This is a genomic window from Nocardia sp. NPDC004722 (assembly GCF_053601505.1).
On sequence record NZ_JBSGBY010000203.1, the window covers coordinates 1 to 12,688 of the forward strand.

The following is a 12,688-nucleotide window of genomic DNA, read 5'->3' on the forward strand; positions in this document are numbered from 1 at the left end:
CAATCCCGACGGCGTGACCTGGGACGTGCCGAATATCGTGGTGGCCGACGGCTCCTGCTTCCCGACCGCCTCGGGCGTGAACCCGATGATCAGCATCGAGGCCATCGCCCACATGAACGCCACCCGCCTCGCCGCGAGGTTGAAGTGACCTAATCCCGTTGCGGCGCGGCCGAAGCCGGGATCGAGCCGAGGGCCGCGCCGAACGTCGCCGAGATCACCAGCCGGATCTGCTCGACGGCCCGATCGACGGGCCCGGTCGGCTGGAACAGATGGCTCAGGGCGAGCCGGACCAGCACCTCGGTCATCGAGAGCAGTCCGGCCTCGTCCATCTCCCCGAGCCCGTACTGTGCGCGGATAGCCGCGGTCAGGGCGCTGATCGCGCGCCCGAGCACGGGCTCGGTCTCGGTCATCAGCACCGGCAGCAGGGCGGTGTCGGTCGCCGACCGTCCGGCCAGCACCGCCTTGAGCAACGTGTTGTCGGCGCCGGTCCGCAGTGTGTATTCGACCGCCGCCGTAAAGCCCGCTACCGCGTCCGCCGGATGCGCGGCCAGGCTCTCGGCGATGCCGATCAGGAAGCCGTCGACCTCCTGGCGGATCACCACCTCGGCCAATTCGTGCTTGTTGCCGAACTCCTTGTAGAGCACCGGCCGGCTCACGCCCACCTCTTTGGCCAGCCGCGACATGTTCACCGCACCCCAGCCCTCGGTCACCACGATGCGGCGTCCGGCGTCGACGATCCGCTCGCGCAACAGTTGCCGCATCTCGTTCTGGAAGTTCGGCGCTTCAACCACGCCCCGATCGTACATGAGCTCGCCTTTCGTCCCGTCGTTGACAGATTACGTGACTCTGTATCTAATGAATACAGTTCTTCGGAAAGTGTAAATGCTAGGAGTACGGCAATGACGACGTCTCGTTCCCGGTTCAGCGATGGGGAGGCTGCGGCGCGACCGCAGTGGCGTGATCGCAAGCGGTATCTGTGGTTGTTCGGACTGGTGCCGCCGACCGCGCTGTTCCTGGCCACGGCCTTCGTCTGGGCGTTCAACGAGCTCGGCTGGTCGGCGGTCGCCCCGGTCTGGTGGTGGATCGGCCCGCTGCTGGTGTACGGCTTGCTGCCAGTCCTGGACCGCTTCTTCGGGCCCGACGGGCAGAACCCGCCCGACGAGGTGATGGAGTACCTCGAGAACGACAAGTACTACCGCTACTGCACCTACGCCTACATCCCCTTCCAGCTGCTGAGCCTCACCGCCGCCTGTTACCTGTGGACCGCGAGCGATCTGTCGTGGCTGGGCATCGACGGCGGGCTGGGCCTGGTCTCCAAGCTCGGGCTCGCGCTGAGCATGGGCGTGATGGGCGGCGTCGGCATCAACACCGCGCACGAACTCGGCCACAAGAAGGACGATCTGGAGCGCTGGCTGTCGAAGATCACGCTGGCCCAAACGTTCTACGGGCACTTCTACATCGAGCACAATCGCGGCCACCACGTGCGGGTCGCCACGCCGGAGGATCCGGCCAGCGCCCGCTTCGCCGAGACCTTCTGGGCGTTCCTGCCGCGCAGCGTGTGGGGGAGCCTGCGCTCGTCGTGGGAACTCGAGGCCAAGCGGCTGGAGCGACTCGGCAAGCGGCCGTGGACGATTCGCAATGACGTGCTCAACGCATGGCTGATGTCGGTGGTGCTGTGGGGTGCGCTGGTCGCGGCGTTCGGACCGTCGATCCTGCCGTGGCTGGTGATCCAGGCGATCTACGGTTTCACCCTGCTGGAGACGGTGAACTATCTCGAGCACTACGGGCTGATGCGGCAGAAGACCGCCGTGGGCCGCTACGAGCGCTGCACGCCCGAGCACAGCTGGAACTCTGACCACATCGTCACCAACATCTTCCTCTACCACCTGCAGCGGCACAGCGATCATCACGCGAATCCCACTCGCCGCTACCAGATCCTGCGCAGCATGGACGGCGCGCCGAACCTGCCCAGCGGCTACGCGAGCATGATCTCGCTGGCATATTTCCCGCCACTGTGGCGGCGCGTGATGGATCACCGTGTGCTGGAGCACTATTCGGGCGACATCACCCGCGTGAACATCCAGCCTCGCAAGCGTGCGCGCGTGCTGGCGAAGTACGGGGTGGCGTGATGGCCGCCTACCGCTGCCCGGTCTGCGACTACGTCTACGACGAGGCGAAAGGCGCACCCCGCGAGGGCTTCCCGGTCGGCACCGCCTGGGCGGCCGTGCCCGACGACTGGTGCTGCCCCGACTGCGGCGTCCGCGAAAAGCTCGACTTCGAACCCACCTAGACAGGACCTTGCCATGACCACCGATTACAAGCTCTTCCAGTGCGTGCAGTGCGGCTTCGAATACGACGAGGCGCTGGGCTGGCCCGAGGACGGCATCGCGCCCGGCACCCGCTGGGCCGACATTCCCGAGGACTGGTCCTGCCCGGATTGCGGTGCGGCCAAGGCCGATTTCGAAATGGTCGAGGTCAGCCGCGCGTGACCGGCCGCATCGTCATCGTGGGCGCGGGCGTCGCGGGCGCCACCGCCGCCCGCACCCTGCGCACCGAGGGCTACACCGGCGAAATAGTCCTGCTCGGAGCGGAACCCGAGCCGCCCTATCGGCGGCCCATGGTGTCCAAGGAAATCCTGGCGGGCACCGTCGAGGATCGCCGTACCCTGCTGCAGCCCAGCGATTTCTGGCACACCCACGACATCGAACTTCGCCTCGGCACCCGGGTCGCCTCCATCGACCCCGGCCCCGGCCTGGTCTGGCTCGCCGACGGCTCCGCCATCGGCTACGACAGCCTGCTGTTGGCCACCGGCGCTCGCCCGCGCAAGCTCCCGTCGACCCTGTTCGACGGGGCCGGAAGTGCCACAATCCGGGGCGGTTTCGGGGAATCGGAGGGTGCCGCGCGGGTTCACGTGTTGCGTGGCCGGGCGGATGCGGAGACCCTGCGGGCGGCGATCGGGCGGGGTGGGTCGCTCGTCATCGTCGGGGCCGGGCTCATCGGGTGCGAGGTCGCGGCAACCGCGCGGGGACTGGGGGCCGAGGTCACCGTGCTGGATGCCGCGGGCGGGCCGCTCGAGCGGGTCGCGCCGGCGATGATCGGTGACTTCGTGCGGAAGCTGCATGCCGACAACGGGGTCGCGATTCATACCGGCGTGCAACTGCGCCGGTTCGAGCGCCACGGCGAGGGGATCGTGACCGTCGCGGCTGATGACCGCAGCTGGTCGGCGGCTGCCGTACTGGTGGCGATCGGATCTGTCCCGGACACTTCACTCGCCGAGGCTGCGGGACTGGCGGTTTCCGACGGAATTCGGGTCGATGAGTGCTATCGCACCTCGGCTGCCGGGGTATACGCGGCCGGTGACGCGGCGAGTCGATTCGATCCGGTGGTGGGCGAGTATCGGCGGGAGGAGCATTGGAACAGCGCTCAGGCGCAGGGGGCCGGAGCGGCGCGTTCCATGCTCGGGCTGCCTCCGGCACCGGGCGAGGTGTCGTGGGGATGGACGCTGCAGTACGGACGAAACATCCAGTTCGCGGGCACTATTCGAGATTCGGACGAGCTCGTGGTGCGGGGTTGCGTCGAGGATGGTGACGCGACCGTGCTCGCCGTGCGCGAGGGTGTGGCGACCGGGGTCGTGAGCATCGCGCGTCCTGCTGAGTTCCGGGCCGCCCGGGATCTGATCGGCCGTGCCGCGCAGGTGGATCGGGGTGTCTGCGCCGATGAGTCGCGGCCGTTGAGCGCGCTGCTCGCACTGTCCGGACAGTCGTGAGGTCGTGCGCCCGCAGTTGAGTTAATCGCCCGCTAAATCTGAAATGCCGCTGGACCTACCGACTGGTCTGGCGGCATTTCGCATTTGCCGACCCATTGCTGAAATCTGCTGGTAGAAGGTGCTATACGCGCGATGCGCGCATTTTTCACCGGCACGCGGACCGCTGTCAAGCCCTCGGATATTTCCGTGAAGACTGACACGTCAGTCCGAAATGTGTATTACTGTCTCGGTCAGTCGGAACCGGTCAACAGAGGGACCGGTCGGCATCGACCAAAACAGTGGGGCTGTGGGGTGGTGAACATTGGTCGACAAGGCTGTTCGAGGGCCGGATCCGTTACTGCGGCAGGCCATCGAATTCGTGCTTTCGGGACTGCGGACGTTCGGGCGGACGATTCAGCTCGCGATCGCGGCGTTCCGGTACCTGGTCGTCGACATCGTCAAACTGCGCCATCCGTGGCGTGACACGCTACAGCAGGGCTGGTTCATCGTCAGCGTGACCGCGATTCCCGCTGTGCTGGTATCGGTTCCGTTCGGCGTCATCGTGGCGGTGCAGGTGGGGAGCCTGACCCAGCAGGTCGGCGCGAGTTCGGTCTCCGGCGCCGCGGGCGGTCTCGGGGTGATCCGCCAGGGCGCGCCCATGGTGACCGCGCTGCTGCTGGGCGGCGCGGCCGGTTCGGCCATCGCCTCGGACCTGGGCGCGCGCACCATCCGCGACGAGGTGGATGCCTTGCGCGTCATGGGCATCGACCCGATCCGCCGCCTGGTCGCGCCGCGGCTGGCGGCGATGATCGTGCTCACGCCGCTGCTGTGCATGCTGATCATCTTCATGGGTGTGTTCACCGGCTACGTGATCGCCGTCGGATTCCAGGGCGTCACACCGGGTTCCTACCTGTCGGCTTTCGCCGCCTTCGCCAAGATGAGCGACCTGTGGGTGGCCATCGTGAAGGCGGTCATCTTCGGCATCATCGTGCTCATCGTGTCGTGTCAGCGCGGCCTCGAGGCCACCGCCGGTCCGCGCGGCGTCGCCAATGCCGTGAACGCGGCCGTGGTGATCGGCGTGATCGCGGCCTTCGGCGTGAATCTCGTGATCACGCAGCTGGTTTCGATGTTCATCCCGACGCAGGTGGGCTGATGACCCAGGTACCTGCCAGATACACACCGCTCGGCCACGCGGGCCGGGTCATCGGCCAGACCGCGCAGGCGCCCATGACCGTCTTCGAATCCCTGGGCCACCAGGCGACTTTCGTGGTCGAGGTGCTCGCGGCGATCCCGCACACGCTCAAGTACTACCGCCGTCAGACCATGCTCATCCTCTCCGACATCACCTGGGGTTCCGGGGCGATCATCGTGGGCGGCGGCACCGTGGCGGTGCTGGCGTTCCTGGGCATCGCGGTCGGCGGTTCCATCGGCGTGGAGGGTTTCACCGCGCTGAACATGGTCGGCATGGGCCCGCTCACCGGGTTCGTCTCCGCCTACGCCAACACCCGCGAGATGGCGCCCATGGTGGCCGCGATCGGCTTTGCGGCACAGGCGGGTTGCCGCATGACCGCCGAGATCGGCGCGATGCGCATCGCCGAGGAGATCGACGCGCTCGAGGCCATCGGCATCCGGCCGATGCCGTTCGTGGTGACCACCCGTGTCATCGCCGGCGTCGTCACCATCGTGCCGCTGCACCTGCTCACGCTGATCCTGTCGTACCTGTCGTGCGCGACCGTGGTGAACGTGCTGCACGGGCAGTCCTCGGGCACCTACTACCACTACTTCGACGCCTTCCTGCAACCCGGCGACGTGGTCGCCTCACTGATCAAGGCGACGATCTTCGTGGTCGCCATCATTCTCATCCACGGCTACCAGGGCTTCTACGCCTCGGGCGGCCCGGAGGGTGTGGGTCGCGCATCGGGCCGCGCCATCCGCGCCAGCCTGGTGCTGGTGGTCATCCTGGACATGATCCTGACGATCGTGATCTGGGGCCTGGATGTCGGCATCCGGATCTCGGGGTGAATCATGGCCATTTTCAAGGATCATTCCGGCCGTAGCGCCGGAGCGTGGATGCTGCGCGTGCGGGGGCTGGTGATCGCCGTCGTACTGGTCGTGGTGACGATCGCGGTGAGTTCCTATGCGCGGGGCGGTTTCGCCGATCGCTTCGAGGTCACCGTGGACGCGGCGACCCTGGGTGAGGGTCTCGCACCGGGCGCGGAGGTGAAGTTCCGCGGCTACGCCATCGGCACCGTCGAGAAGGTGCAGACCATCGGCTACGGGCATCAGCGCATCTCGCTGCGGATCGAACGCCGCCAGGCCGACGCGCTCACCGATGACGTGACCGCGCGCTTCACCTCCTCGAACGTATTCGGTTCCAGCGCCATCGAATTGGTGCCCGGCGCGGGCGGCGGCAAGCTGAAGGAGCACGCCATCCTGCAGATCGGCGAGAACGCCACCAACGCGACGGTGGCCGGTGTCTTCCGCCGCGCGGCGCGGCTGACCCAGGTGCTGGATTCGGCCTCGGTGCACCGGCTGTTCGATCTGCTGCTCGACAACACCGCCAGCCTGGGACCGGTGCTGCAGTCGTTCTTCGAGACCGCCAAGACCTTGGCCGACGGCCAGCAGAACACCCTGGCGCACTATCTGCGCATCGGCGGGGACATGACCGGCGCGTTCCGGGACCTGACCCCCTCGGCCGGGCACGCCGTGCTGGCGGTGCTCGAGCAGAGCGCCTACTTCGGTGACGCCGACAACCGGGCGCGCACCAACAAGGCCGTCAACGGCGTGAACGACGCCGTGCTGCTGGGGATTTCGAATCTGCTGCAACAGAACAACCCGGATCTGGAGAAGATCCTCGACAGCGTGCTGGATCTGGCGGTGCCGCTGAGCGTCTCGATCGGCTCGGTGGCCCCGGCCTACAACCGGGTGCCGAATCTGCTCGCGGCCATGGACGGCGCACTGCCGGTGGTGGACGGCCACGTGCAGCTGCAGCTGGAACTGATCGCCAAAACCATGCCGTACCTGGCGGATTCGCTGGCGGGAGGGGCGAAATGAGCGATATCACCAGATCCGCCGTCAAACTCACCGTGTTCCTGGTGATCGTGGCCGCCTGCACCACCTTCATCATCACCGCGCTGCGCACCCCGATCCCGGGGGAGAAGGTCTCCTACGACGCCGTGTTCACCGATGTCTCCGGGCTTTTCGCCGGTGACTCGGTGCGCATGTCCGGGGTGGCCGTCGGCAAGGTCGAGGCGGTGAGCCTCGACGGCGGCACCCGGGCGCGCGTGCACTTCACCGTCGAGAAGTCCCGCCCGGTCTACGACAACACCAAGGCCGCGGTCCGCTACCAGAACCTGATCGGCCAGCGCTACGTCGAGCTGCTCACCGACGGTCAGGGCGATGCGAAACTGGCTGCCGGAGCAACGATTCCGGTGGAGCGGACCATCCCCAGCTTCGACGTGTCCAAGCTGTTCAACGGCTTCAAGCCGATGTTCGACACCTTGGATCCCGCCGAACTCAACCAGCTGGGCACCAACCTGCTGCGGGTCATCCAGGGCGACGGCTCGGGCATCGGCCCGGTGTTGTCGGACGTGGACGCGCTGACCAAACACGCCAAGGACAGCGAAGCGGTGATCGTGCTGCTGATCCGCAATCTGGGCGTGGTCGCCGACGCCATCGGCGGCAAATCCCAGGCGGTCGGCGACCTGGTGCAGCAGCTCGCGGGCATCCTGCACCAGTTCACCTCCAAGACCGACACCATGCTCAGCGCCGTCGACACCGCCAATGCGGTGCTGCGACCGCTGATCCCGATCCTGGAGCAGGGCCGCGACGCCTACGACCAGGGCTACGGGCCGATCGACGGCCTGCTGCGCCGACTCGTGCCGCAGACCGACCAGCTCACCCAGATCCTCGCCCTCACACCGCAATTGGTGACGGGCCTCAACCAGTCGACCCCCGGCCAGGGCTATCAGCCGCGCATCACCTGCACCAACGGTGAGGCGGCGCTGCCCGCCGCGGTCGGCGTCATCCTGTCCACCCAGAACCTGGTGGTGTGCAACTGATGCGGGCACTGATCACATATGTCGGACAGCTGATTCGCGACGTGGTCGCCGGTCGCGGCGACCAGAACACCCAATTGCGCTGGGGCATGGCCGGTGTCGTGGTGTGCGTGATCGCGCTGGCGGTGGCCGGGGCGGTGTACGTCATCCCGTTCGGCAAGCAGACCTACGTGGCCGACTTCAAGATCTCGGGCGGGGCCCGGGCGGGCGACGAGGTGCGCATCGCGGGCATCAATGTCGGCAAGATCCGCAGCGTGGATCTGGTCGGCGATCACGTGGAGGTCGCCTTCACGGTGAATCACGATGTGCGCGTGGGTGATCGGTCGGCGGTCGAGGTCAAGATGCTGACCCCGATCGGCGGCCACTACCTGGCGCTGGCCCCGGCGGGCGACAAGAGCCTGGGCGCGCACCACATTCCGCCGGAGCGCACCGCCACCCCGTTCGAGCTCAGCGACATCCTCGACAAGGGCACCCCGATCTTCGGCCAGGTCGACGCCTCCACCATGCGCGACACCATCGGGCAGCTCAACACGGCGTTGCAGGGCCAGCCCGACGCGCTGCGCAGCGTGATCGGCAATGCCAACGAGCTGACCGGGATGCTCGCGCAGCGCACCGATCAGCTCAATACCGCCCTGAACGTGTCCGACGAATACATCGCCGCCATCGCCACCGACAAGGCGCTGCTGGCGGATTTCGTCAAGCAGCTCGGGCAGGTCGCCGACCGCCTCGGCAACCGCAAGAACGACATCGTGGGCCTGTTCAACCTGGTCAAGCGGCTGCTGGTGATCCTGCACCGCCCGATCATGGCCTACGGCGACAGCGTCGAACCGTCGGTGACCCAGTTCGAGCAGCTGGTGTCCAAGCTGTTCGACGACCCGAACCGGATCGACACCGTGATCAATGGATTGCGCGATGTCATCACCAAGCTCAATGGCCTGCTGGGCACGCAGATCAAGGTCGATGCGCCGGTCGCGGGCGTCCAGCTGTGCATTCCCTACGAAGGCAAGGCGTGCTGAATGAGATGGGGTAGAACAGCACTCGCCGCCGGGGTCGCGGTGGCGGTGGTGGCCGCCGGTGCGGTCGGGGTGTCGTGGGCGACCACGGTCCGCGATCCGAAACAGAGCGTGTGCGCCGAATTCACCGACACCGTCGGGCTGTACGAGGGCAACAGCGTCACCATGCTCGGCGTCGATGTCGGCACGGTGTCGAAGATCGAGGCGCTGGGTGACCGGATGCGGGTCACCATGAGCGTCAAGGACTCGGTGAAGCTTCCGGCCGATATCCAGGCCGTCACCATGTCGAGTTCCATCGTGACCGACCGGCACGTGGAACTCACCAAGCCGTACACCGGCGGGGCGCGCTACGACACGTCGAAATGCATTCCGCTCGACCACACCAAGACGCCGATCGGCATCAGCGAGGCGCTCGACGCCATGGGCAAGCTGGCCGGGGACCTGACCGGGGGCGCCAACCCCGGCGGCAAACCCGACACCCTGCTCGATGACACGCTGACCGCCGCCAACAGCGCCATCGACGGGACCGGTCAGCAGTGGAACCAACTGCTGCAACGGCTTTCGGCCGCGATCGGCGATCCCACGCAGAAGGACGCGGTGTTCCGGCGGCTGGTCGACAATCTGGATCAGCTCACCACCATGTTCGTCACCAACTGGCCGGACATGGCCGAGGTGCTCAACAATCTGCGCAACGGGTTGCAGCTGATCGGCGATTTCTCGGCCGAGTTCTCCGGGGCCGTGGACATCGCGGTGGAGTTCCTGCCGGTGATCGCCCGCAATGTCGGCAAGTACGACAGCCAGATCTACGGTCTCCTGGATTCCGTGCTGCCGCAGGCGCATACGCTGTTCCAGCAGCACGAGGGCGATATCAACTCGCTGCTCGCCGCACTGCCGCCGCTGGCCGCCCAGCTACCGCAGGCGGGTGCGAAATGAGGCGCACCGTCCTGAAACTGCTGCCGGTGCTGACCGCGGCGACGCTACTGCTGAGCGGCTGCGGGGTGAAGGCCACCGACATCCCGATCCCGGGCACCTATCCCAGCGGCGACACCTACACCGTCCGTATCGAATTCGGCTCGGTGCTCAACCTGCCGGACCGGGCCAAGGTGATCGCCGACGGCGTCGAGATCGGCATGCTCGACCACATCGACCTGATCGGCACCACCGCGGTGGCCACGGTGAAACTGCACAGTGACGCCAAACTGCCCAAGACCACCACGGCCGAACTGCGGCAGGACACCATCCTCGGCGATATCCACATCGCCCTGGAAGCCCCGAAGAACGCAGCGGACTCCTTCCTCGCCAACGGTGACACGATCCCGGTGTCGCAGACCATTCCCGCCACCAACGTGGAGGACATTCTGCGGGCGCTGTCGAACATCATCACCGGCGGGCGCTGGACCGACATCCAGAAGATGGTCGTGGACGTGAACGCGGCGTTCCCGTCGGATCCGGCGGAACTGGACCGGGTCAACCGGGCCGGGCGGGCGGCGCTGCACGATATGGCCTCGCACACCGACGATTTGAATCGCATCCTCACCTCGGCGCAGGCGATCACCGCCAAACTCGAGGCCGGGCGCGGTTCGGTCGACACCATCCTCACCTACGGGCCGGATCGCGCGGCGGGCCTGTCGGATGTGCTGCTGGCGGTGGTCAATCTGATCATCAGCGGCGGTCAGCTCGCCGGGAACGCCGGTCAGCTGCTGCTGCCGCACGTCGGCGACTTCCGGTCCATCGTGGCGATTCTCGCGCCGACCGCGGTGACGGCCGGGTACGCCGACCTCACCCTCGGCGCGAACCTCGACACCCTGCACACGCTGCTGAAGGAGAAGATCATCCCCTTCCTGCAGGCACCGGATGTGAAGGTGCGCAAGATCTCCGCCGATGTGCAGGCCGACCAGCTGATCACCACACTGCGTTCGATCGGGATGGTGCCCTAGATGAAACTCTCACTCTCCGGGCCGGTTTCGCTGGTGCTGTTGCTGGTGCTCACCCTGGTGTGCGGCAGCTATATGGCCGTCGGCGTGCTGAATCTGGATCCGCGCCGCGAGAACAACACCGTCACCCTGCTGCTCGACAGCTCCGGCGGTCTGATGAAGACCTCCGAGGTGACATTGCGCGGCCTGCCGATCGGCCGGGTTCGCGATATCGGCGCGACCGGTCGCGGGTTGTCGGTGCGGCTCGAATACGACGCCAAGTACAAGATCCCGGTCGATTCGGTGGTGCAGATCGGCAACCTGTCGGCGGCGGGCGAGCAGTTCGTCGACTTCCGGCCGACCGGCACCGCGGGTCCGTATCTGCGCGACGGCAGCATCGTGCCCAACCGGCAGGTCAAGATCGCGACCACCGTCGGTGACGCGCTGGCCAAGCTGGACGCGCTGACCGCGCAACTGGATCCGGCGAAGCTGCAGAATCTGGCCTCGACCGTGGCGGCCGGGTTCGACGGCCGGGACGCCGATGTCGCCAAGCTGACCACCGCGCTGGTCGACACCGCGAACCTGTTGCGCGACAAGCACGATGCCATCGCGCGGCTCTACTCCAACGTGCAGAACCTCGGCGACAAGTTCGACGGACGCGCGCCGACCCTCAGCGCCGCGGCGGGCGATATCGATTCCGCGCTGCCGGAGCTGCTGCACATCATCGGGGCGTTCCAGAACTACTCGTACGTCGGCCAGGGGATCTTCGACGATCCGATCGGGCCGCTGGTCGGCAAGATCAACGACTATCTCCAGTTGATCGGACCCGATCTCGCGCATATCGCCACCGTGCTGAAGCCCGCCACCACCGCCATCAAACCGCTGCGGGTCGACGCCGGATCGATCGTGGACCTGCTGGCCACGGTGTTCCCCGGCGACGGCGCGGCGCACGTGGCCATCGAGACTCCTCGCTAGAGAGAAGGCATTCCATGACCGACATCGACAAGACCGACACCGAGCTCGCACAGGCCGACGCCGACCTCGCGACGAGCGACGCAGACAAGGCGGAGACCGAGACCGTCGCCGACACGACGCTTACCGCGATCCCGCAGCCACCGGTGGCCGAGGTGAACGACGCGCCACCGGCCGCTGCCGCCTACACCTACGCGGCCGCCGTGCCCGAGCCGAAGCCGGTGCCCGCCACCAGCTTCGCTCAGCGCGCGTTCCCGTTCGCGGCGGCCGCGGCGGCCCTGTTCGCGGTGGTGGCGCTGGTACTGGGCGTGTTCTGGCACAACTCGGCCAGCGACTACACCGCTCTGAAAGACAGTCAGTCCGACCGGGATCGGGCCGCGGAGGTCGCCAAGGAGTACACCCTGCGCTCGCTGACCTACGACTACCGCAATCTGCCCGCCTTCTTCGACGGCGTGCAGCGCGGCACCTCGGATCAGTTGCGCGACCGCTACACCCAGGTCCACGACACCCTCGCCAAGATCATGACCGACGCCCAGGTGGTGGCCATCGGCGACGTGGTCGGTACTTCGGTGGAGGCCAAGGGCAACGACCAGTACACCGTCACCGTCTACGCCACCCAGAAGACCCAGAACGTGCAGCAGCAGGATCCGGCGACGGTGCCCAACCTGCTGGTGCTGACCGTGGCCAAGAACGGCGGCGCCTGGGTGGTCAGCGACTACGGCCCCAAGGATCTCGGCGCGAAGAGCGGGGCCGCGAAATAGCCCCTGGAAGGATGGGCCGCCCGCCGCAGAGCGAACTGCCTTCGCGGCGGCGGCAGCAGATCATCGAAGCCGCTTTCGAGGTCTTCACCGCCCAGGGCTACGAGGCCACCGCCATCTCCCAGGTCGCCGCCCGCGCGGGCATCGGCCAGGGCACCGTCTACCGCTACTTCGGCAGCAAGCGCGAAATCCTGGACCACGTCATCGATCTCGGCGTCGGCAAGGTGAC

At 67.0% G+C, this 12,688-nt stretch carries 16 protein-coding genes; 15 read left to right on the forward strand and 1 reads right to left on the reverse strand.

What is annotated here, in order from left to right:
* Window positions 1-148, forward strand: a 148-nt coding sequence (locus ACWELQ_RS20720) for a GMC oxidoreductase (RefSeq protein ID WP_452398690.1), incomplete at its 5' end; no start/stop codon positions are given.
* 1 nt (window position 149) lies between these two features.
* Here the strand turns inward: ACWELQ_RS20720 and ACWELQ_RS20725 are convergent.
* Window positions 150-791, reverse strand: coding sequence for a TetR family transcriptional regulator (locus ACWELQ_RS20725; RefSeq protein ID WP_452398675.1), 642 nt, complete (start codon window positions 789-791; stop codon window positions 150-152).
* A 108-nt stretch (window positions 792-899) separates the two neighbouring features.
* On the opposite strand from ACWELQ_RS20725, the gene ACWELQ_RS20730 reads away from it, so the two are divergent.
* From ACWELQ_RS20730 to ACWELQ_RS20795, 14 genes are all read left to right on the forward strand, one after another.
* Window positions 900-2,129 (forward strand): alkane 1-monooxygenase, encoded by a 1,230-nt coding sequence (locus ACWELQ_RS20730; RefSeq protein WP_452398676.1) that lies wholly within the window; start codon window positions 900-902, stop codon window positions 2,127-2,129.
* Window positions 2,129-2,290, forward strand: a complete 162-nt coding sequence (locus tag ACWELQ_RS20735; RefSeq protein WP_452398677.1) for a rubredoxin — start codon at window positions 2,129-2,131, stop codon at window positions 2,288-2,290. The genes ACWELQ_RS20730 and ACWELQ_RS20735 overlap by 1 nt, the downstream gene beginning before the upstream one ends.
* Before the next feature lie 13 nt (window positions 2,291-2,303).
* On the forward strand, window positions 2,304-2,489 hold the full coding sequence (locus ACWELQ_RS20740; protein ID WP_452398678.1) for a rubredoxin: 186 nt from the start codon (window positions 2,304-2,306) through the stop codon (window positions 2,487-2,489).
* The gene (locus ACWELQ_RS20745; RefSeq protein ID WP_452398679.1) at window positions 2,486-3,766 is read left to right on the forward strand and encodes an NAD(P)/FAD-dependent oxidoreductase; all 1,281 of its coding nucleotides are present in this window, start codon (window positions 2,486-2,488) and stop codon (window positions 3,764-3,766) included. The genes ACWELQ_RS20740 and ACWELQ_RS20745 overlap by 4 nt, the downstream gene beginning before the upstream one ends.
* 301 nt (window positions 3,767-4,067) lie before the next feature.
* Window positions 4,068-4,898 carry an MlaE family ABC transporter permease gene (locus tag ACWELQ_RS20750; RefSeq protein ID WP_452398680.1) on the forward strand — a complete coding sequence of 277 codons (831 nt, stop codon included), beginning with the start codon at window positions 4,068-4,070 and terminating at the stop codon, window positions 4,896-4,898.
* Window positions 4,898-5,767, forward strand: a complete 870-nt coding sequence (locus ACWELQ_RS20755) for an MlaE family ABC transporter permease (RefSeq protein WP_452398681.1) — start codon at window positions 4,898-4,900, stop codon at window positions 5,765-5,767. Before ACWELQ_RS20750 ends, ACWELQ_RS20755 begins: the two co-directional genes overlap by 1 nt.
* Before the next feature lie 3 nt (window positions 5,768-5,770).
* On the forward strand, window positions 5,771-6,799 hold the full coding sequence (locus tag ACWELQ_RS20760; RefSeq protein ID WP_452398682.1) for an MlaD family protein: 1,029 nt from the start codon (window positions 5,771-5,773) through the stop codon (window positions 6,797-6,799).
* Entirely contained in the window at window positions 6,796-7,806 is a 1,011-nt protein-coding gene (locus ACWELQ_RS20765) for an MlaD family protein (protein ID WP_452398683.1), read from the forward strand. Before ACWELQ_RS20760 ends, ACWELQ_RS20765 begins: the two co-directional genes overlap by 4 nt.
* Window positions 7,806-8,819: an MlaD family protein gene (locus tag ACWELQ_RS20770; protein WP_452398684.1), complete on the forward strand. Its 1,014-nt coding sequence runs from the start codon at window positions 7,806-7,808 to the stop codon at window positions 8,817-8,819. The genes ACWELQ_RS20765 and ACWELQ_RS20770 overlap by 1 nt, the downstream gene beginning before the upstream one ends.
* Window positions 8,820-9,749, forward strand: a complete 930-nt coding sequence (locus ACWELQ_RS20775; protein WP_452398685.1) for an MCE family protein — start codon at window positions 8,820-8,822, stop codon at window positions 9,747-9,749. It begins immediately after the preceding gene.
* Entirely contained in the window at window positions 9,746-10,753 is a 1,008-nt protein-coding gene (locus ACWELQ_RS20780) for an MlaD family protein (protein WP_452398686.1), read from the forward strand. The genes ACWELQ_RS20775 and ACWELQ_RS20780 overlap by 4 nt, the downstream gene beginning before the upstream one ends.
* Complete coding sequence (locus ACWELQ_RS20785; RefSeq protein ID WP_452398687.1) at window positions 10,754-11,704, forward strand: MlaD family protein; 951 nt, start codon at window positions 10,754-10,756, stop codon at window positions 11,702-11,704. It begins immediately after the preceding gene.
* Between the two features lie 14 nt (window positions 11,705-11,718).
* Window positions 11,719-12,462: a hypothetical protein gene (locus tag ACWELQ_RS20790; protein WP_452398688.1), complete on the forward strand. Its 744-nt coding sequence runs from the start codon at window positions 11,719-11,721 to the stop codon at window positions 12,460-12,462.
* A gap of 11 nt (window positions 12,463-12,473) precedes the next feature.
* Window positions 12,474-12,688, forward strand: a 215-nt coding sequence (locus ACWELQ_RS20795) for a TetR/AcrR family transcriptional regulator (protein WP_452398689.1), incomplete at its 3' end; no start/stop codon positions are given.

What these genes read in the sequence shown, in the direction of transcription:
- ACWELQ_RS20730 (WP_452398676.1), top strand. Translation starts at nt 900, where the DNA reads ATGACGACGTCTCGTTCCCGGTTCAGCGATGGGGAGGCTGCGGCGCGA.
- ACWELQ_RS20735 (WP_452398677.1), top strand. Translation starts at nt 2,129, where the DNA reads ATGGCCGCCTACCGCTGCCCGGTCTGCGACTACGTCTACGACGAGGCG.
- ACWELQ_RS20740 (WP_452398678.1), top strand. Translation starts at nt 2,304, where the DNA reads ATGACCACCGATTACAAGCTCTTCCAGTGCGTGCAGTGCGGCTTCGAA.
- ACWELQ_RS20755 (WP_452398681.1), top strand. Translation starts at nt 4,898, where the DNA reads ATGACCCAGGTACCTGCCAGATACACACCGCTCGGCCACGCGGGCCGG.
- ACWELQ_RS20760 (WP_452398682.1), top strand. Translation starts at nt 5,771, where the DNA reads ATGGCCATTTTCAAGGATCATTCCGGCCGTAGCGCCGGAGCGTGGATG.
- ACWELQ_RS20765 (WP_452398683.1), top strand. Translation starts at nt 6,796, where the DNA reads ATGAGCGATATCACCAGATCCGCCGTCAAACTCACCGTGTTCCTGGTG.
- ACWELQ_RS20770 (WP_452398684.1), top strand. Translation starts at nt 7,806, where the DNA reads ATGCGGGCACTGATCACATATGTCGGACAGCTGATTCGCGACGTGGTC.
- ACWELQ_RS20775 (WP_452398685.1), top strand. Translation starts at nt 8,820, where the DNA reads ATGAGATGGGGTAGAACAGCACTCGCCGCCGGGGTCGCGGTGGCGGTG.
- ACWELQ_RS20780 (WP_452398686.1), top strand. Translation starts at nt 9,746, where the DNA reads ATGAGGCGCACCGTCCTGAAACTGCTGCCGGTGCTGACCGCGGCGACG.
- ACWELQ_RS20785 (WP_452398687.1), top strand. Translation starts at nt 10,754, where the DNA reads ATGAAACTCTCACTCTCCGGGCCGGTTTCGCTGGTGCTGTTGCTGGTG.
- ACWELQ_RS20790 (WP_452398688.1), top strand. Translation starts at nt 11,719, where the DNA reads ATGACCGACATCGACAAGACCGACACCGAGCTCGCACAGGCCGACGCC.